Source organism: Variovorax sp. MSC1_012, assembly GCF_023667525.1.
GTDB classification, from domain to species: Bacteria; Pseudomonadota; Gammaproteobacteria; order Burkholderiales; family Burkholderiaceae_C; genus Variovorax; species Variovorax beijingensis_B.
The window spans coordinates 5,290,045-5,308,987 of record NZ_CM174443.1 but is presented as its reverse complement, the minus strand read 5'-3'; the positions used below and the strand labels follow the sequence as shown (position 1 = coordinate 5,308,987).

The 18,943-nt window shown below is 65.5% G+C and carries 19 protein-coding genes and 3 tRNA genes; 9 read left to right on the top strand and 13 right to left on the bottom strand.

The window, feature by feature from the left end; genetic code table 11:
- Positions 1-70 precede the first annotated feature (70 nt).
- Together L1081_RS25020 and L1081_RS25015 are read left to right on the top strand one after the other, a co-directional pair.
- On the top strand, positions 71-568 hold the full coding sequence (locus tag L1081_RS25020; protein ID WP_489414545.1) for a hypothetical protein: 498 nt from the start codon (positions 71-73) through the stop codon (positions 566-568).
- Entirely contained in the window at positions 565-870 is a 306-nt protein-coding gene (locus L1081_RS25015) for a hypothetical protein (protein WP_489414544.1), read from the top strand. The genes L1081_RS25020 and L1081_RS25015 overlap by 4 nt, the downstream gene beginning before the upstream one ends.
- 723 nt (positions 871-1,593) lie before the next feature.
- On the opposite strand, the gene L1081_RS25010 is transcribed toward L1081_RS25015, so the two are convergent.
- The 6 genes from L1081_RS25010 to L1081_RS24985 all read right to left on the bottom strand — a co-directional run bounded on the left by L1081_RS25010 (position 1,594) and on the right by L1081_RS24985 (position 6,299).
- Positions 1,594-1,678, bottom strand: a tRNA-Ser gene (locus tag L1081_RS25010).
- A gap of 32 nt (positions 1,679-1,710) precedes the next feature.
- Positions 1,711-2,970, bottom strand: a complete 1,260-nt coding sequence (gene hemW / locus L1081_RS25005) for a radical SAM family heme chaperone HemW (protein WP_489414543.1) — start codon at positions 2,968-2,970, stop codon at positions 1,711-1,713.
- Positions 2,971-2,973: 3 nt separating this feature from the next.
- Positions 2,974-3,573 carry an RdgB/HAM1 family non-canonical purine NTP pyrophosphatase gene (gene rdgB, locus L1081_RS25000; RefSeq protein ID WP_489416836.1) on the bottom strand — a complete coding sequence of 200 codons (600 nt, stop codon included), beginning with the start codon at positions 3,571-3,573 and terminating at the stop codon, positions 2,974-2,976.
- 12 nt (positions 3,574-3,585) lie between these two features.
- A complete protein-coding gene (gene rph / locus L1081_RS24995) occupies positions 3,586-4,317 on the bottom strand; it encodes a ribonuclease PH (RefSeq protein ID WP_015867095.1) in 732 nt (243 codons plus the stop codon).
- A gap of 63 nt (positions 4,318-4,380) precedes the next feature.
- On the bottom strand, positions 4,381-5,295 hold the full coding sequence (locus L1081_RS24990) for a protein phosphatase 2C domain-containing protein (RefSeq protein WP_489414542.1): 915 nt from the start codon (positions 5,293-5,295) through the stop codon (positions 4,381-4,383).
- A complete protein-coding gene (locus L1081_RS24985; RefSeq protein ID WP_015867097.1) occupies positions 5,292-6,299 on the bottom strand; it encodes a serine/threonine protein kinase in 1,008 nt (335 codons plus the stop codon). The genes L1081_RS24990 and L1081_RS24985 overlap by 4 nt, the downstream gene beginning before the upstream one ends.
- A 91-nt stretch (positions 6,300-6,390) precedes the next feature.
- Here L1081_RS24985 and L1081_RS24980 point away from each other — a divergent pair, with 91 nt between their 5' ends.
- From L1081_RS24980 to L1081_RS24965, 4 genes are all read left to right on the top strand, one after another.
- Positions 6,391-7,305, top strand: coding sequence for a YicC/YloC family endoribonuclease (locus tag L1081_RS24980; RefSeq protein ID WP_489414541.1), 915 nt, complete (start codon positions 6,391-6,393; stop codon positions 7,303-7,305).
- Positions 7,306-7,313: 8 nt separating this feature from the next.
- Positions 7,314-7,934: a guanylate kinase gene (gmk, locus tag L1081_RS24975; protein ID WP_015867099.1), complete on the top strand. Its 621-nt coding sequence runs from the start codon at positions 7,314-7,316 to the stop codon at positions 7,932-7,934.
- A gap of 30 nt (positions 7,935-7,964) precedes the next feature.
- A complete protein-coding gene (gene rpoZ / locus L1081_RS24970) occupies positions 7,965-8,168 on the top strand; it encodes a DNA-directed RNA polymerase subunit omega (RefSeq protein WP_015867100.1) in 204 nt (67 codons plus the stop codon).
- Between the two features lie 101 nt (positions 8,169-8,269).
- Positions 8,270-10,528, top strand: coding sequence for a RelA/SpoT family protein (locus L1081_RS24965; RefSeq protein ID WP_125966383.1), 2,259 nt, complete (start codon positions 8,270-8,272; stop codon positions 10,526-10,528).
- 16 nt (positions 10,529-10,544) lie between these two features.
- Here L1081_RS24965 and greB read toward each other — a convergent pair whose 3' ends face one another.
- The 6 genes from greB to hrcA all read right to left on the bottom strand — a co-directional run bounded on the left by greB (position 10,545) and on the right by hrcA (position 14,364).
- Positions 10,545-11,126: a transcription elongation factor GreB gene (greB, locus tag L1081_RS24960; RefSeq protein WP_489414540.1), complete on the bottom strand. Its 582-nt coding sequence runs from the start codon at positions 11,124-11,126 to the stop codon at positions 10,545-10,547.
- Between the two features lie 39 nt (positions 11,127-11,165).
- Entirely contained in the window at positions 11,166-12,227 is a 1,062-nt protein-coding gene (locus L1081_RS24955; RefSeq protein WP_489414539.1) for a hypothetical protein, read from the bottom strand.
- Positions 12,224-12,814 (bottom strand): adenylyl-sulfate kinase, encoded by a 591-nt coding sequence (cysC, locus tag L1081_RS24950; protein ID WP_489414538.1) that lies wholly within the window; start codon positions 12,812-12,814, stop codon positions 12,224-12,226. The genes L1081_RS24955 and cysC overlap by 4 nt, the downstream gene beginning before the upstream one ends.
- 289 nt (positions 12,815-13,103) lie before the next feature.
- A tRNA-Arg gene (locus tag L1081_RS24945) sits at positions 13,104-13,180 on the bottom strand.
- A 64-nt stretch (positions 13,181-13,244) separates the two neighbouring features.
- Positions 13,245-13,321, bottom strand: a tRNA-Ile gene (locus L1081_RS24940).
- A 32-nt stretch (positions 13,322-13,353) separates the two neighbouring features.
- Positions 13,354-14,364 (bottom strand): heat-inducible transcriptional repressor HrcA, encoded by a 1,011-nt coding sequence (gene hrcA / locus L1081_RS24935; RefSeq protein WP_489414537.1) that lies wholly within the window; start codon positions 14,362-14,364, stop codon positions 13,354-13,356.
- A gap of 28 nt (positions 14,365-14,392) precedes the next feature.
- Here hrcA and L1081_RS24930 point away from each other — a divergent pair, with 28 nt between their 5' ends.
- Genes L1081_RS24930 through rapZ form a run of 3 tightly spaced genes read left to right on the top strand, consistent with a single transcriptional unit; the run spans position 14,393 to position 17,863 of the window.
- On the top strand, positions 14,393-15,304 hold the full coding sequence (locus L1081_RS24930; RefSeq protein ID WP_489414536.1) for an NAD kinase: 912 nt from the start codon (positions 14,393-14,395) through the stop codon (positions 15,302-15,304).
- A gap of 1 nt (position 15,305) precedes the next feature.
- Positions 15,306-16,985: a DNA repair protein RecN gene (gene recN, locus L1081_RS24925; RefSeq protein WP_489414535.1), complete on the top strand. Its 1,680-nt coding sequence runs from the start codon at positions 15,306-15,308 to the stop codon at positions 16,983-16,985.
- A complete protein-coding gene (gene rapZ / locus L1081_RS24920) occupies positions 16,985-17,863 on the top strand; it encodes an RNase adapter RapZ (RefSeq protein ID WP_489414534.1) in 879 nt (292 codons plus the stop codon). The genes recN and rapZ overlap by 1 nt, the downstream gene beginning before the upstream one ends.
- A gap of 15 nt (positions 17,864-17,878) precedes the next feature.
- On the opposite strand, the gene mutY is transcribed toward rapZ, so the two are convergent.
- Positions 17,879-18,943, bottom strand: coding sequence for an A/G-specific adenine glycosylase (mutY, locus tag L1081_RS24915; RefSeq protein WP_489414533.1), 1,065 nt, complete (start codon positions 18,941-18,943; stop codon positions 17,879-17,881).

Sequence of the window (18,943 nt, the reverse complement as noted above, 5' to 3'; positions counted from 1 at the left end):
TGCCACCAAAGACGTAATAGACGCGCGCCAACCCTCCCTCTATGATCTTGAAGTTCAACAGGGAGAACTCATGTCCGCAGAGACAAACTCAATAGCGCGTGCTCAACATTCGGAACCGACCATCACGCTCTATGGTCCTGTCGCGGCAGGATGGCTTGGAAAAATCAGTTTTCCAGACCCCTACGATCTTCATTTTTCTATAGTCATAGATGATGCATACAATGGCATCAAAGTAATTGACGGGCAACCATCAATAATGGAGGCTGGTTATCAAAATTTCTTTTTAATCAAAACAAATCGCTACGAGAACGCGCTCCCTGCTGAGGTAAAGGTCCGCATCCCCTTGGAACCACCGTCAAGCATGTCACGGCGAGAGTTTGCTCAAAAAATAATTGATCGATCACAGAAGTTCTCGAGCTATGTAGCCCCTTACTCGTTCCCGAAAAACCTAAGGGAGTCGAAAATGCGTTCCGGCGAATACAATAGCAGTTCGTATGTCGCAGGATTACTCAGAAGTGTAATGGGGTATGTGCCACCGCATTACTTCAAAGGAGAAGCAATAAGGTGAAGATCAGCTGGCTTCTTCCTGTCAACGTGCTTTTGTGGGGGATATCGATCCCCGCAATGAATTACAGCACAATGGCCTTAAGTGCACATCGAATTGCCAAAGTGCCCGATGCCGCCCTGCCCATATTTATTCTGGTGCTTTCTCTTTGGGCCGGGTTCATTTATTGGCGCCTTGTTCCGGCGATGCAATCCCCATATCAAAGAATTGTCGTTCTGGTGCTCTTTGTCGGCACGATGTGTTTAGTCGGACTAGGAGCACTTTGGGTGGCTTTTGTGGTTGCAGTTGCGACCTTTGGTTTGTGATTCACCCGCGCTGCGCGCCGTCGGAGCTGCCCGGGGCCGGAATCGAACCAGCCCATGCCAACGACGACAAGGTAACGCCAGCAACCGCCGAGCCGTCATTTCACGGAAAGACCAAAGAGGTCATCCACGACGGCATGGGACCGGTTGAAGTCTGCGGCCGTAAAAGACAGCCCGAAAGTCTTTTCTCATGCCCACTTGAACCTCGAATCGCGTCCCCGGCTTGCACGGTTAGTTATGACCGATATGTACTACCAAATGTGTACAACTCTGCGCCATGCCGTCCTCCAAGATACCCATCACAGAGAGCGAGTTCTCCACCAGTGCGGTGGATAAGACGGTGGAAAAGCCTGTGTGCATCGCCGAAAGAGCGTTGCCGCGCCTGCGCCGCGACACTGCGCCTGTAAAAGCGGCACCGCATCCCGGAAGACGAGATGCCGCTGGCATCGAGGACCGCCTTGAGCAAGCCGGGCCGTACCTCGGACACGAGCGACTCAGCAGAACGAAATACCAATCTGCGTAGAGACTATCAGGACAAACGTGAGCACCCGCCCGTGGGCGCACAGCTCCGAAATACGCATCGCTTCTGCGTGATGGCCGCGGGAACTCACTGCTGCAAATTCCCGAAGTTGATCGCCTTGGCGAGTGCGTCGCCATAGTTGTCGTGCAGATATTTTTTGCACGCATGGCTCATTGACCAGCGGCTGCGGTTGGAACCTCAGCCGGCGGAGAGTGTGAGATTCGAACTCACGGACGGTTGCCCGTCGGCAGTTTTCAAGACTGCTGGTTTAAACCACTCACCCAACTCTCCGGAACCGCTGATTTTATGCCGACGCCGGCCCCTCAATCCTCGGGCAGGAAGAGCGATTGCAGGTCGCTCAGAAAATCCAGCCCGCGCTCGGTGGGCCACACGCGATACAGGTCGCGCGCGACAAGGCCCTTGCGCTCGGCCTCCTCCAGCCCTTTTTGAATGCTGGTCATGGCAAGCCCGGTGCGCTCGCTGAACTGGGGCAGCGTGAAGCCTTCCTTCAGGCGCAGCGCATTGAGCATGAACTCGAACGGCAGGTCGGCCAGCGCCACTTCGTCGCTTTGCGCCACCGCGGCGCCGGCGCGGGCGTTGTTCATGTACAGGCGCGGTTCGCGGAAGCGCACCTGGCGCACGATGCGATGCGCGAAGCTCAGCTTGCTGTGCGCCCCGGCGCCAATGCCCAGGTAGTCGCCGAACTGCCAGTAGTTGAGGTTGTGCGCGCACACATGGCCGCTGCGCGCATAGGCCGATACCTCGTAGCGCGACATGCCGCTGGCGGCGGTTCGCTCGGTGATGCGGTCAAGCATGGCGTAGGCCAGGTCGTCTTCAGGCAGGACCGGCGGAAACTTGGCGAACCAGGTGTTGGGCTCGATGGTCAGGTGGTACACCGAGATGTGCGGCGGCGCGAGCGCCAGCGCCTGGGTCAGGTCGGCGTCCAGCCCATCAAGCGTCTGGCCCGGCAGCGCATACATCAGGTCGAGGTTGAAGGTGTCGAATGCGCTCGCGGCTTCTTCCACGGCGGCAATGGCCTGGGCACGATCGTGCACGCGGCCCAGCACCTTCAGATGCTCGTCGTTGAAGCTCTGCACGCCCACCGAAAGCCGCGTGACGCCCGCGCTGCGGTAGGCGCGGAAGCGGTTGCGTTCGAAGGTGCCGGGGTTGGCTTCGAGCGTGATCTCGCACTCGGGCGCCAGCTTGAGGCGGGCACGCACGTCGCCGAGCAGGCGGTCGATGGCCTGCGGCGAAAAGAGGCTCGGCGTTCCGCCGCCGATGAAGATGGTGTGAACGGTGCGCCCCCAGATGAGCGGCAGCGCGGCGTCCAGGTCGGCAATGAGCGCGTCAAGATACGCCGCCTCGGGAATGCCTTCGGCCTCGGCCTCGCTGGTGGCGCGCCACTCGTGCGAGTTGAAGTCGCAGTAAGGGCACTTGCGCAGGCACCAGGGCAGATGGATGTAGAGCGAGAGCGGCGGCAGCGCCGCGAGCTGCAGCGGGCCGGGCCGCATCCAGTGCAGCACGTCGTTGGCCTGCGGTGCGCCGGTGGGCTGCACGGGCTGGATGGGTACGACAGAGGCCATCGCTCAGAACCAGCGTTCGCGCATCAGGGCCAGCATGGCCTTGGCCGCCTGGCCCCTGTGGCTGTGGGCGTTCTTCACCTCGGGCGGCAGCTGGGCAAAAGTCTTGCCGAAGCCGGGCAGGTACATGACGGGATCGAAGCCGAAGCCGTTGTCGCCGATCGGCGCCTTCGTGATTTCTCCCACCACGCGGCCCACCGCGATGAGCGGCTCGGGGTCGTCGTGCCCGCGCAGCGCGACCAGCGTGCTGACGAGCGCGGCGCGCCGGTTGGCGACGCCGTCGAGCTGCTCGAGCAGCGCCTTGACGTTGTTGGCATCGCCCTTGGCATAGCCAAACTGCGTGGCATAGAAGGCGGTGTCCACGCCCGGCAGGCCGTCGAAGGCGTCGACGCAAAGGCCTGCGTCATCGGCGATCGCCGGGAGGCCGGTTGCGGCGCTGGCATGGCGCGCCTTGGCCAGCGCATTTTCGACAAAGGTGCGAAACGGCTCCTCGGCCTCGCCCACGCCCAATGCCGATTGGGGCACGAGCGTCACGGCCAGCTCCGCAAACAGCTGCTGGAGCTCGGCAAGCTTGCCGGCGTTGTTGGAAGCCAGGACCAGTTTCATCGCCATCAACGATTACTTCGAAACGAGGGACTGCTGCTGCAGCACGATCAGTTCGCCAATGCCCTTCTCGGCCAGGCCGAGCAGCAGGTTCATCTCCTCGCGCGAGAAGGCCGCGCCCTCGGCGGTGCCCTGCACTTCGACGAAGTGGCCGGCGCCGGTCATCACGACGTTCATGTCGGTATCGCAGGCGGAGTCTTCGGTGTATTCGAGGTCGAGCAGCGGCGTGCCGGCGACGATGCCGACGGAAATGGCGGCCACGTGGCCCCTGATGGGCGACGCGGGGATCGTGCCGGCGGCCAGCAGCTTGTTGACGGCGTCCTGCGCAGCGACGAATGCGCCGGTGATGGCGGCGGTGCGGGTGCCGCCGTCGGCCTGCAGCACGTCGCAGTCGAGATGGATGGTGCGCTCGCCCAGCGCGGCCAGGTCGAACACGGCGCGCATCGAGCGGCCGATGAGGCGCTGGATTTCCTGCGTGCGGCCGCTCTGCTTGCCGCGGGCGGCTTCGCGGTCGCTGCGCGTGTGGGTGGCGCGCGGCAGCATGCCGTATTCGGCCGTGACCCAGCCTTCACCGCTGCCGCGCTTGTGCGGCGGCACGCGCTCTTCGACCGAGGCGGTGCACAGCACGCGCGTCTGGCCGAATTCGATGAGCACCGACCCCTCGGCGTGGATGGTGAAACCGCGGGTGATGCGCACCGGGCGCAGCTGGTCGGCGGCACGGCCGCCGCTTCGTGTGAAAGCAGTCATTTTTTATGAGAGGTACGTGGAACAAAAAGCGCAGACGGCCCGCAAGCCGAAGCAACCAGGCGATCAGGTTTTCTTGGCGGCAGAGCGACGAATGGCTTCGTTGATTTCGGCAATCGAGCGCTCGATGGCGTCTTCGTCGAGATCGTCGAGGGCATCGAGTTCGCCGTCCGCGGGCATGCCGGCCTGGATGGTGGAGGCAAAGACGCCGTCGTCGATGGTCTCGGTGGACACGCCGCGGTCTTCGCCCGTCGAATCGGGCATTTCCCATTCGAGGGCGATGAGCGTGACGTTGTCGCTGTGCGCACCGCCCTTGCGCAGTGCCATTTCGGCCAGGTCGGGCGCGGCGTCGGACACCGGCTTGTCGGAAGACAGCGTGTGCACGATGACGGCGTCGTCGAGCACGCCCCAGACGCCGTCGGAGCACAGCATGATGCGGTCGCCGCGCTGCAGCTGCAGCGGGGCCGAAATATCGAACAGCGGCGTGGTCGGCGAGCCCAGGCAGGTGAGCAGAAGGTTGCGGTTGACCGGCATGTCCGCGCCGTGCGGACGCGGGCGCTCGGCATGCGAATGGTCGCGCGTGCGGGTCAGCAGGCGGCCGTCGCGCACCACGTAGAGGCGCGAGTCGCCGCAGTGCATCCAGGTGGCCGTGGTGCCCTGGAGCAACGCCGCGACGACGGTGGTGCGCGGCGTATCGAGCATGGCCTTGTGGCTCGCGTAGCGCATGATCTGCTGGTGCGCCGCCATGGCCGATTCGGCCAGGAAGGCCTTGGCGTCCTTGACGGTGGGGCGGGCTTCGCGCTGGTAGAGGGCCGCGATGGTCTGCAGTGCCAGCTGGGCAGCAACCTCGCCTTCGGGGTGGCCGCCCATGCCGTCGGCCAGCACGAAGAGGCCCGACTCCCGCGTGTAGCAGTAGCCCATGCGGTCTTCGTTCTTGAGACGGCCGCCCTTGCGGCTGACCTGGAATACCGAGAATTTCATGCCGGACGCGTGGTAGGTGCCGCCGCCCTGGGCAGGGCCTTCTTGTCGAAGGAGCGGATGTTGTCGAATGAAAGCCGCACCTTTTCGCCGACGGTGAGCTTGGTGTAGCGGCGCTCGCCTTCACGGCTGAGTTCCTTTTGCAGCGCAAAGACCGACTGCGGACGCGAGAGCGGATCGAGCGACATGCACCATTCGACCACCTCGATGAGGTTGTCGGAGTACACGCCGCGCAGGCGCGACAGCGACAGGCTGAGCCGGTCTTTCTCGATGCGGCGCGGAGCGTCGTTGGGCGGATAGCCCTGCATGCAGGCGTAGATGCAGGCGCCGATGGCGTAGATGTCGGTCCAGGGGCCCATCGACGAGTCGCGCCGGTACATCTCGGGTGCGGCAAAGCCGGGGGTGTACATGGGGCGGATGAAGATGCCCTCCTTGCTCAGCACCTCGCGCGCGGCGCCGAAGTCGATCAGCACCGCCCGGTCGTCGTCGGTGACGAAGATGTTGGCGGGCTTGATGTCCAGGTGCAGCATCTTGTACTGGTGCACGATGCGAAGGCCGCGCAGGATCTCGTCGAACAGCGACCGGATGGTCGATTCGCGGAAGACCTTCGGCCTTTTCAGGTCGCGCGCGGTCACCACGAAGTCCTGCAGGGTGGCGCCCTCCAGGTAGTTCATGACCATGTAGACGGTTTCGTTCTCGCGAAAGAAGTTGAGAACGCTGACCACCGAGGCATGCGAAATCTGTGCGAGCGAGCGCCCTTCCTCGAAAAAGCTCTTGAGGCCGAGCCGGTAGAGCGAGAGCTTTTCGGGCGCAACTTCGGGCGTCAGTTCACCCGGCCCGCGCGTTGCGAGCGAAGATGGCAGGTATTCCTTGATGGCAACCTGCTGTCCGCTGGGGTCTATGGCGAGGTAGACAACGCCAAAACCGCCTGCGGAAAGCCGGCGAACGATGCGGTAACCGCCAATGACCGTATCGGGCAGCAGGGGCGAAGGCTTGACCTTTGACATAATCCGGGAGTTTCGCCCGAAGGCGATGGTGCGGCAAGCGAACGCCATGCCGACGCCTCGGTGCTTGCAAGCAAAACCATAGTGAGGCGCAATGCCAGTTTACAGCATGACCGGCTATGCCAGTGGCCAGAACGGCCCCGCCGGCAGCCACTCCGAAGCCGAAGCACGGCCTGCCGCCGCGGGCCGTCTCGGGGTCGAAATCCGCTCGGTCAACAGCCGCTTCCTCGATCTCACCTTCAAGTTGCCGGAGGAACTGCGCCAGCATGAAACCGCGCTGCGCGAGCTGCTCACGGCCAAGCTCAAGCGCGGCAAGGTGGAGGTGCGCGCCGCCATCGAGAACACCGCCCAGGCGGGCGTCGTCGAGCCCTCCGTCAAGCTGCTGCAGCGGCTCAACGGCGTGCAGGATGGCATCAAGGCCTGGCTGCCCGGCGCCCGCGAACTGAGCGTGGCCGACGTGCTGCGCCTGGCCGGCGGCGACAGCGCCGCCCGCGGCGACTGGGGCGGTGACCTGCTCGAGGTGACCGGCAAGGCACTGGATGCGCTGATGTCGGCCCGCCAGCGCGAAGGCGCGCGGCTCGCCAAGATGCTGGAAGCCCACCTGGCCCAGCTGCGCACCCTGGTCGAACAGGCCGGCCCGCTGATTCCGCAGCTGGTCGAGCAGCAGCGCGCACGTTTCCTGGAGCGCTGGCAGGAAGCCATGGGCCTGACCGGCGGCACCCTGCCCGAGGCCGCCCAGGACCGTGCGCTGACCGAGGCCACCGCCTTTGCCATCCGCATCGACGTGGCGGAAGAGCTCACGCGCCTGAATTCGCACCTCGACGAGATCGAGCGGCTGCTCAAGAAGGGCGGCGAAATCGGCAAGCGGCTGGACTTCCTGATCCAGGAGCTGCATCGCGAGGCCAATACACTGGGCTCCAAGTCGGCCGCGCTGGACCTCACCCGCATCGGCGTGGACATGAAGGTGCTGATCGAGCAGATGCGCGAACAGGTACAGAACATCGAATGAGCGAGCGAATGGACTATCCAGGCAACATCTTTGTCGTTGCGGCACCCAGCGGTGCCGGCAAATCGAGCCTGGTCAAGGCGCTCATGGAGCTGGACACGGCCGTCCAGCCCTCTGTTTCCCACACCACCCGGCCACCGCGCGGGCAGGAAAAGCACGGCCGGGAGTACTTCTTTACCTCGCCCTCCGAATTCGACGCCATGATCGCGGCGGACGGCTTCGTGGAGTGGGCCCATGTGCACGGGCACCGCTACGGCACCTCCAAGAAAGCCATCGAGGAGCGCATCGCCCAGGGGGCCGACGTCATCCTGGAAATCGACTTCCAGGGCGCCATCCAGATCCGCAAGACCTTCGCCAACGCCGTGATGATCTTCATCCTGCCGCCCAGCTGGGAAGAGCTGCGCTCCCGGCTGGAGCGGCGCGGCGAAGACAGCGCGGCCGTCATCGAGCTGCGCCTCAAGAATGCCGCCGAAGAGATGGCCCGGGCGGGGGAATTCGACTTCGTTATAATCAACGAGTTATTTGAGCGCGCGCTTTTCGATCTCAAGGCGATCGTCCACGCTCAGCGGCTTCGGTATTCTGCACAGCGCCGCGCACGTGCCGACACATTCGCCGCCCTGAACATCCCCTGATTTCCTGCTCACCGACCGAAAGAATCCATCATGGCCCGCATCACCGTCGAAGATTGCCTGCTTCAGATCCCCAACCGCTTCCAGCTGGTTCTTGCCGCCACCTACCGTGCGCGCATGCTGAGCCAGGGCCATGCACCCAAGATCGAAAGCAAGAACAAGCCCGCCGTCACGGCCCTGCGTGAAATCGCCGAAGGCAAGATCGGCCTTGAAATGCTCAAGAAGGTGCCGGGCTGATCGTTGTTTCTGACGCAGCCCTGCAACGAAAAGGCACCGCAAAGCGGTGCTTTTTTTACGTCTGGACGCGTCCATAGAGCGGTCACGCTAAAGTGGTAGCCATGAGCGCGGTTGCCAAACATCAGTCCCATGCCCCCACGGGGGGCACGCACAAGCCGAGTCCGGCGGCGCTGAATGCGGCTGCCGCGAGCTTTGCCGCGCTGACCGCCAGGCTCGACTACCTGAGCCCCGAAGACACCGAGCTGGTCCGCCGCGCCTACCGCTTCGCCGACGAAGCCCACCTGGGCCAGTTGCGCAACAGCGGCGAGCCCTACATCACCCATCCCATTGCCGTGGCGGCGCAATGCGCCGAATGGAAGCTCGACGCACAGGCGTTGATGGCCGCCCTGCTGCACGATGCCATCGAAGACTGCGGGGTCACCAAGCCCGAGCTGATCGAGCGCTTCGGCGCGCCGGTGGCCGAGCTGGTCGACGGGCTCACCAAGCTGGACAAGCTGCAGTTCAATACCCGCGAGGAAAACCAGGCCGAGTCATTCCGCAAGATGCTGCTGGCCATGGCACGCGACGTGCGCGTCATTCTGGTCAAGCTGGCCGACCGCACGCACAACATGCGCACGCTCGACGATGCGCCGCGCGAGAAATGGGCCCGGATCTCGCGCGAAACGCTCGAGATCTACGCGCCCATCGCACACCGGCTGGGGCTGAACCAGACCTACCGCGAACTGCAGGAACTGTCGTTCCGCCATCTGAAACCGTGGCGCTATGCCACGCTGTCCAAGGCCGTGGCCAAGGCGCGCGGCCGCCGCCGCGACCTGATCCAGAAGGTGCAGCGCGAGGTCGAGACCGCCTTTGCCAACGCCAACATGACGCTGCGCATCGCGGGACGCGAGAAAACGCTCTATTCGATCTACCGCAAGATGGAAGAAAAGCACCTGAGCTTCGCCCAGGTGACCGACATCTACGGCTTTCGCCTGATCGTGCCGAACGTGATCGCCTGCTACACGGGCCTCGGCATCCTGCACCAGATGTACAAGCCGCTGCCGGGCAAGTTCAAGGACCACATCGCGATCGCCAAGCTCAACGGCTACCAGTCGCTGCACACCACGCTGGTGGGGCCGGCCGGCGTGAACGTGGAGTTCCAGCTGCGCACCGAGGCCATGCACGTGGTGGCCGAATCGGGCGTGGCGGCGCACTGGCTCTACAAGGCGGCCGAGCCGAACGCGGCCAGCAACGACCGGCTCGGCACCAAGTGGCTGCAATCGCTGCTCGACATCCAGGACGAAACGCGCGACGCCGCCGAGTTCTGGGACCACGTCAAGGTCGACCTGTTCCCCGATGCGGTCTACGTCTTCACGCCGAAGAGCCAGATCCTCGCGCTGCCGCGCGGCGCCACGGTGGTCGACTTTGCCTACGCCATCCACAGCAACATCGGCGACCACACCTCCGCGGCACGCATCAACGGCGACCAAGTGCCACTGCGCACGGAGCTCAAGAACGGGGACGTGGTCGAGGTCATTACCGCGCCCGTGTCCACGCCCAATCCCGCATGGCTCGGCTTTGTGCGAACCGGCCGGGCGCGCTCCAAGATCCGCCACTACCTGAAGACCCTGGCCCATGCCGAATCCGAAGGCCTGGGCGAGAAACTGCTGGCCCAGGCGCTGCGCGCCGAAGGCCTCAGCAAGCTGCCAGCCGAGGACGCCGAGCACCAGGCGCTGTGGGAAAAGCTGCTGCGCTTCACCGGCAACCGAACCCGCGCCGAACTGCTGACCGACATCGGCCTGGGCAAGCGGATTGCCAGCATCGTGGCAAAGCGGCTGGTGGCCATGCTGTCCGAACTCGGCGAGCGGCCCGATGCGCTGCTGCTGAGCCGCGAGCGCTTCATCTCGCACGAGACCATTTCCCAGGGCGCCGTCACGCTGGATGGCAGCGAGAACTCGTCGGTACGCTTTGCGCTGTGCTGCCGGCCGATTCCGGGCGACGAGATCGTCGGCTACCTCGGCCATGGCGAAGGGCTGGTCGTGCACACCGAGTCCTGCGGCGTGGGCCAGCGCCTGCGCCACAAGGACAGCGAGCGCTTCTTCGCGGTCGAGTGGGCGGACGAGCCAACCCGCACCTTCGAAACCGGCGTGGTCATCACGGTGCGCAACGACAAGGGCGTGCTCGCGCGCGTGGCCGCGACCCTGGCGGACGCCGAAGCCGACATCACGCACGTCGAAATGGCCGACGAGACGCCGCAGGATTCGACCGACCTGCGCTTCGTGATTGCGGTGCGCGACCGAACCCACCTCGACAGCGTGCTGCGCGCCGCGCGGCGCACGGCCTCGGTGCTGACCGCCGCGAGGACGGTTCCCGCGCCCTGACCGGCGGGGAGGAAAGCTAGCGCGCCGTGCCCGCGCCTGATGGCGCCGGATAGCTGACCGACAGCAGCTCGACCTCATGGGCGCCGCCCGGCGTCACGAGTTTCACCACGTCGCCTTCGCGCGACTTGAGCAGCGCGCGGGCAATCGGGGAGATCCAGCTGACCTGCGACTGGGCGCTGTCCGCCTCGTCGATGCCCAGGATCGTCACGCTGCGCTCGTCGCCCGTTTCGTCCACATAGCGCACCGTCGCGCCAAAGAAGACCTGGTCGCTGCCGTGATGCACCGAGGGATCGGTCACTTCGGCAATTTCGAGCCGCTTGGTGAGAAAGCGGATGCGTCGATCGATTTCCCGCAGCCGCTTCTTGCCGTAGAGATAGTCGCCATTCTCGGAGCGGTCGCCGTTCTTGGCGGCCCAGTGCACCGCCTCGACGACCTTCGGCCGCTCTTCGTCCATCAGCTGAAGCAATTCATCGCGCAGCCGGGCATAGCCGGCCGGCGTCATGTAGTTCTTGCTGCCGCTCGGCAGTGCGGGGGCGGTGCTTTCGCCGCCGTCGTCGTCACCGTCGGTATCGGTTTCCTTGGTGAATGCTTTGCTCAACTTGGTAGAACCTCTGGTCTCAAGGAAGGGATGGGCTTTTCACCGTATTTTCAACATTCGCGACAGGGTGCGCAGCGGGGCCGTCACGCGCCACGAGTTTGAGGCCCGCAACGCCGTGCATTGCGCTTCCAGATCCGAGGCGCGCAATCTCGCCCGCTCCAGGTCCTGCGCGAGAACAGCCTGGCTGCGCCGGGATTCGGCCAGTTCATGTTGGCGCGCATCGCGATCGGCGATCGCCGCGCTCAATTGATACTGACAGGCCGAGCGGCCGGCGATGGCCTCGTCGAGCTCGCGCTGCTGCTCGGCGCGGCCAGCCATCGCCTCGTCGAGTTTCCGCTGGAGAGCCGCACGCTCGGACACGGCCTTGTCCAGCTCACGCTTGATCGCCACGCGATCCAGGGTGGCCTGGGAAGGAAATTCGACGATGCCCGGCGCCTGCGCGGTGTGGGCAGCAATCTCCCTGCCCACGCGGACCTTCGCCGGCACCGCCGTCTCCCGGTGGGCCGACAGCGCCCGCTCCCTGTCGAGCTTCGCGCCGAGGACCGGATGCAGCTTGTCATAAAGGTACGCGGGGTCTTCGACGAGACGCGGGAAGTCGAGCATCACCAGCGGCACGTCGTGTTTGACCAGCGTGTGCATCAATTCATGAAAGCCCAGCGCAAGAAGGCGTGCTTCGTCAATCGGGTTGAGCGAATAGACGATGCCGCCCGGCGTGGTCCCCCACGACTCCCAAAGCCGGCAATCGTCCGGCAGGCCCTCCATGGCATACCGCGCGCGCAACTCGTTGACCACGCGGCTGGTGGAGGCTTCCACGATGCTGCGCATCGGAAAGATCACCGCATCGAGCGCGATGGACGGGTCCGCGAGCAGGCGCGTGGCATAGGCATGCAGCCAGGGCGACTTGATGACGTAGGGCAGATCGGGGTTGTCGAACGGCAGGTCCTCGAGGCCCGCGTTGGCGTCCTCGTTGTAGGTGTTCGCTGCCGGATGCCTTGCAAGATGCGTGTCCAGCCCGCAAGCGGCCAGGTACTGAACGAGGAATGTCGTGCCGGCGCGCCCCGTGCCGGCAATCATCAGGTGGTTTTTTCTTGCAGGCGTCATTGATGCAGCGTCCGGGTTGGCGCCGCTCCTTCCAGCGAAGCCATGATCTGCTCCACCGCGGCCGCGACATCGCAGCTGGAAGTGTCGACTGTGAGAGCAGGGTTTGCCGGGGCTTCGAAGATGTCGGACACGCCGGTGAAGCGCGCGATCTCGGCCCGCCGCGCTCGCGCATACATCCCCTTGGGGTCACGCTGCTCGCAGACGGCCAAGGGCGCGTGCACGAAGACTTCGTGGTACGAAGGGCCGACGATCGAGCGCGCGAGATCCCTGAGCGCCTGCAGCGGTGAAACGACGGCAACGATTGCCACGATGCCCTGCTCGTTCAACAGCCGCGCAACGTGGGCAATGCGGCGGATGTTCTCGTGGCGGTCTTCCGCGCTGAAGCCGAGCCCGCGGTTCAGCCCCTTGCGGACCTCGTCTCCATCCAGCCGCACGGCACCCACGCCCTTGGCCCGCAGCATGGGCTGCAAGGCGGCAGCGATGGTGGACTTTCCCGCGCCGGACAGCCCCGTGAGCCAAATGACGGGGGGCGGCCGCAGTGTTGTCGAAGCAGGACGAGCGTCTGGATTCTGCAACTGTTCTGGCATCGAAAAACAGATCTGGCCGAGCGCGGTGCCCCAGGACAGGGGCTCACCCGGCGTGAAGGAAGACGAAGGTTCTCAAGCGGCCCGTTTTCTTCCGGCTCCTCCGGTGAACAGCAAGAATGCCTCAACAGCACCCGAAGGTCGAGAGCGTCTGGCGCAGAACCGATCGCATCGCACGGAGCCCCGGAACGGGAACATTGCCCGTGATCTCGTCGAACGGAAAAAGATTCCGCAGAGAGCCGCGCAAAAAGAAAAAGGGTTAGGACACGTAATGTCCTAACCCTTCAAAGAGTGGTGCGGCTGGCAGGAATTGAACCCACGACCCCTTGGTTCGTAGCCAAGTACTCTATCCAACTGAGCTACAGCCGCACAGCTATCGATTATAGCATCCATTTTTGGCCCCTGGCGGACCAAGCTCAGAAATGAATGCAGGTGGTAGGCCGTGATGGGCTTGAACCATCGACCAACGGATTATGAGTCCGCTGCTCTAACCAACTGAGCTAACGGCCCACGAGAGGCCACGATTCTATTCGCGGCGTCGCTTACTTGCGGTGGCTCAGCGCATTGCTGACCAGCCGCGAGGTGATGTCGACGATCTGGATCATGCGCTCGTAAGGCATGCGGGTCGGGCCGATCACGCCCAGCGTACCCACCACCTGCCCGTCGACTTCATAGTTGGCGCTGACGATGGAAAGCTCCTCGATCGGCACCACCTGGCTTTCGCCGCCGATGAAGATTCGCACGCCCTCGGCCTTGCTCGACACGTCGAGCAGCCGCATCAACTGCGCCTTCTGCTCGAACAGCTCGAAGGCACGGCGCAGCTGCCCCATGTCGCTGGAAAAATCGGTGACGGAAAGCAGGTTGCGCTCGCCGGAAATCACGACGTCGTCTTCCTGCGCCTCGGTGAGGACTTCGGAACTGACGTTGACCGCCGCCTGCATCAGCGCGGCAATTTCGCCGCGCAGTTTTTCGACTTCGGACTGCAGGCGGTCGCGCACCTGCTCGATGGTGAGGCCGGCATAGTGGGCATTGATGTAGTTCGATGCTTCCACCAGTTGGGACTGCGTGTAATCGGCCTCCGGAAAGATCACGCGGTTCTGCACGTCGCCGTCGGGCGAGACGATGATCACCAGCAGCCGCCGGTCCGAGAGCCGCAGGAACTCGATCTGCTTGAAGACCGAGGCGCGCCGCGGTGCCATGACCACGCCGACGAACTGCGAAAGGTTGGACAGCAGGTTGGCCGCGTTGGCAATCACCTTCTGCGGCTGGTCGGGAGGCAGGTGGCTCGGCGCATTCATGTGCTCGCGCTGGGCGGTGAGCATGGTGTCGACGAACAGCCGGTAGCCGCGCGCGGTGGGAATGCGTCCGGCCGAGGTGTGCGGGCTGGTGATCAGCCCCAATCCCTCGAGGTCGGACATGACGTTGCGGATGGTCGCGGGAGACAGGTCAAGGCCCGGGGCGCGCGACAAAGTCCGCGACCCGACCGGCTGGCCTTCGGCGATATAACGCTCGACCAGCGTCTTGAGGAGCAACTTGGCACGGTCGTCCAGCATTGCAAGATTTTAGTGTTGTAATTTGTAGATGACTTCCCGCTTTCGTCACGTCGCGCTGATCGGCAAATACCAGGCTTCAGGCGCCCGGGCGCAGGCCGATGCCCGCGACGGCGTGATGGAAGATATCGGCGCCTTCCTGGAATCGCAAGGGTGCGAGGTGTTCGTGGAAAAATCGGCGGCCGAGGAGGCCGATACGGACGCCAGCGTCGGCGGCCGCTACCAGCCGCTGAGCGTCGAGGAAATCGGCCAGCGATGCGATCTGGGACTGGTGGTGGGAGGCGACGGAACCATGCTGGGCATCGGCCGGCAACTCGCGTGCTACGGGATTCCGCTGATCGGCATCAACCGCGGCCGGCTCGGGTTCATCACCGACATCCCGCTGGACAACTACCAGGCCACGCTGATTCCCATGCTGGCCGGCGAATACGAGGAAGACCACCGCAGCCTCATGCATGCGCAGGTCATGCGCGACGGCGCCTCGGTCTTCGATGCGCTGGCAATGAACGACGTGGTGGTCAACCGCGGCGCCACCTCGGGCATGGTCGAGCTGCGCGTTTCGGTCGGCCGGCATTTCGTGGCCAACCAGCGCGCCGACGGCTTGATCATCGCTTCGCCCACGGGTTCGACGGCCTATGCGCTCTCGGCCGGCGGCCCGCTGCTGCATCCGGCGGTGCCGGGCTGGGTGCTGGTGCCCATTGCACCGCACACGCTGTCGAACCGCCCCGTGCTGCTGCCCGACGCCGACGAGATCGTGATCGAACTGGTGGCGGGGCGCGACGCCAGCGCCAATTTCGACATGCAGTCGCTGGCATCGCTCGCGATCGGCGATCGCGTGGTGGTGCGCCGCTCCGACTTCCGCGTGCGCTTCCTGCACCCGCGCGGCTGGAGCTATTTCGACACGCTGCGCAAGAAACTTCACTGGAACGAAGGGGGCTCCTGAAATGGCGCTGCGACGCATCGCATTGCGCGACTTCGTGATCGTGCGATCACTCGAACTCGACCTGTCGGCAGGCTTCACTGTATTGACCGGGGAGACCGGCGCGGGCAAATCGATATTGATCGATGCGCTCCAACTGGCGCTCGGCAACCGGGCCGACGCGGGCGCGGTGCGCGAAGGCGCCGAGCGGCTCGACGTCAGCGCCGAATTCGACGCCGACCCGGCGCTCGGGGCTTGGCTCGACGAGGGCGGGTTCGAAAACGGCGACGCCCTGCTGCTGCGCCGCACCGTCGACCTGCAGGGCCGCAGCCGCGGCTGGATCAACGGCAGCCCGGCCACCGCCACCCAATTGCGCGAGCTCGGCGACCGCCTGCTCGACATCCACGGCCAGCATGCATGGCAGAGCCTGACGCGGCCCGAGGCCGTGCGCGGTCTGCTCGACGCCTATGCCGGCGTGCGCACCGATGCGCTGGACGCAGCCTGGCAGATCTGGCGCCAGGCGCTTTCCGCGCTCGACCATGCGCGCTCGGCCCAAGACTCGCTGCTGCGCGAACGCGAGCGGCTGCAATGGCAGATCGCCGAGGTCATGAAGCTGGCGCCGGCCGAAGGCGAATGGGAAGAGCTTTCGACCCAGCACGCGCGCGTCTCCAATGCGCAGGCGCTGATCGACGCGGCGCAGGGCGCGAGCCAGGCGCTCGAAGACGACGACAGCGGCGCGCTCGCCGCGCTGTCGCGCGCCGTCACCCTGCTGCAGCACTGCGAGCACATCGAGCCCGAATTCCGCGCCCTCGGCGAAGTGCTGGCCTCCAGCGTCGCCCAGGCTTCCGACGCCGCCCACACGCTGCACAGCTACCTGCGCGACGCCGAGGCCGATCCGAAGCAGCTGGCCGAACTCGACGAGCGCATGGGGCTGTGGATGTCGCTCGCGCGCCGCTACAAGCGCACGCCGGACGACCTGCCGGCGCTCCTGGCCGGCTGGCAGGCCGAGTTGCAGGCGCTCGATGCGCAGAGCGATCTCGCAGGCCTGGAGCGCGCCGAACAAGGCGCGCAGCAGGCCTACATGAAGGAAGCCAAGGCGCTCGCCAAGGCGCGCAAGCTGTCCGCCCCGCGCCTGGCCGAGGCGGTCACGCAGGCGATGCAGGGGCTTGGCATGCAGGGCGGGCGTTTCGAGGTCGAGCTGCTGCCGCTGGCGCAGCCGGGCCGCGCCGGTCTCGAAGACGTCGCCTTTCTCGTGAGCGGCCATCCCGGAAGCACGCCGCGCCCCATCGGCAAGGTGGCTTCGGGCGGCGAGCTCTCGCGCATCGCGCTGGCCATTGCGGTGACCACCAGCCAGCTCGGCGCCGCGCAGACGCTGATCTTCGACGAGGTCGATGCCGGCGTCGGCGGGGCCGTTGCCGAGACCGTGGGCCGGCTCATGAAGCAGCTCGGGCGCGATCGCCAGGTGCTGGCGGTCACCCACCTGCCGCAGGTTGCTGCCTGCGCCGACCACCACCTGGTGGTGGCCAAGCGCCAGACGACGGCAGCCGGCCAGGACGGCCCGCGCACCGAAAGCGGCGTCTCGCGGCTCGACGACGACACCCGCGCCCGCGAAATCGCCCGCATGCTCGGCGGCGAGAAGCTTTCGCAGACCTCGCTGGCGCATGCCCGCGAAATGCTGGGCCACAAGACTTCGGCGGCGCTGTGATGGACCTCGACCTGGTGCTCATCACCGGCATGTCGGGCTCGGGCAAGTCGGTGGCGCTGCATGCGCTGGAAGACGCCGGCTACTACTGCGTCGACAACCTGCCGCCCGAACTGCTGACGGCCTTCATCGCGCTGCAGCACGAGCAGCAGGCCACGCGCGTGGCCATTGCCATGGACGTGCGCAGCGGCGTGTCGCTGCCGATCGTTCCGCAGCAGCTCGAGGCCTTGCGGCAGGACGGCGTGTCGCTGCGCTCGCTTTTCCTCGACGCGACCACCGACGCACTGCTGCGGCGCTATTCGGAAACCCGCCGGCGCCATCCGCTGTCGCGCCAGGAGGGCCGCAACGACGTGCCCGAACAGGAGCGCGTGCTGGTGCAGGCCATCGAACTCGAGCGCGAACTGCTGGCCGACCTGCGCGACGGCGCCGACGTGATCGACACCAGCCTCATCCGGCCGGCCCAGCTGCAGAGCTACATCAAGGCACTGATCTCGGCGCCGCAGAGCAGCGCGTTGACGCTGGTGTTCGAATCCTTCGCCTTCAAGCGCGGCGTGCCGCTGGACGCCGACTACGTGTTCGACGTGCGCATGCTGCCCAATCCGCACTACGTGCCCGCGCTGCGGCCACTCACCGGCCGCGATGCGCCGGTGGTCGAATGGCTGCGCGAGCACGACGACGTCGCGCGCATGTACGACGACATCGAGCAGTTCCTCTCGCGCTGGCTCGACGCGCTGGCGCGGGACCATCGCAGCTACGTGACCGTGGCCATCGGCTGCACGGGGGGCCAGCACCGCTCGGTGTTCCTGGTCGAGCAGCTCGCACGCGCGTTCGGAACCCGCTGGGTCGCCCTCAAGCGGCACCGCGAACTCGACGCGAGCTGAGCTCGCGTCCGCCGGCTAGTCCGCGCTGCTGCTCTCGAGCAGCTTGCGCATCGGTGCCGGCAATCCCAGCCGGCCCCACTCCTGCGCATCCACCCAGCGCGCGGCATCGCCCTGCGGCTGGCTGCCTTGCAGCAGCACCGGGTGAAGGTGCAGGTCCTTGTGGGTCAGCACATGCACAAAGGGCGGCAGGTCCCGTGCGCCTGCCAGCGCCGCCGGCGGCAGCGCGGCCAGCAGCTCTTCGCGGCTCTCGAACACGGGCGGGCAGTAGAGCCCGGCCCAGATGCCCTTGGCCGGCCGCTTCTCGAGCCAGACGCGGCCTTGCGCATCGCGCGCGAGCAGCGCCCAGAGCGACTGGGCACTGCGCTTGAGCTTGCGCGTCTTGACCGGGTAGCGCTCCGGCTGGCCTTCGCGCAGCCCCACGCATGTCTTGTTCAACGGACAGATCATGCAGCTCGGCTTGCGCGGCAGGCAGACCGTGGCGCCCAGGTCCATCACGCCTTGCGTGTAGCTCGCGATCGCTTCCTTCTGCTCGGCCGGCGGCAGCAGCTGCGTGGCCCGGTCCCACAGTGCGCGTTCCTGCGCCGACGAGGACATGTCGCCGCCAAAGCCGAGCACGCGCGTCAGCACGCGCTTGACGTTGCCGTCGAGAATCGCGACCCGCTCGCCGAAGCAGAAGGCCGCGATCGCCGCGGAGGTGGAGCGGCCGATGCCGGGCAGGGTCTCGAGCTCGGCGGCCGTGCGCGGAAACTCGCCGCCGAAACGCGCCACCACCTCCTGCGCGCAGCGGTGCATGTTGCGGGCGCGGCTGTAGTAGCCCAGGCCGCTCCAGAGCCCGAAGACCTCGTCCTCGGTGCCGTCGGCCAGCGCCCGCACGGTCGGAAAGCATTCGAGAAAGCGCGCGAAGTACCCGAGCACGGTCGAGACCTGTGTCTGCTGGAGCATGACTTCGGAGAGCCACACGCGGTAGGGATCCCGCGTGTTCTGCCACGGCAGCGCGCTGCGCCCGTGGCTGCGCTGCCAGGCCACGACGCGCTCGGCAAAATCGGCCGGCGCCTGCGGCTGCACGGCCGCAGCCGGCAC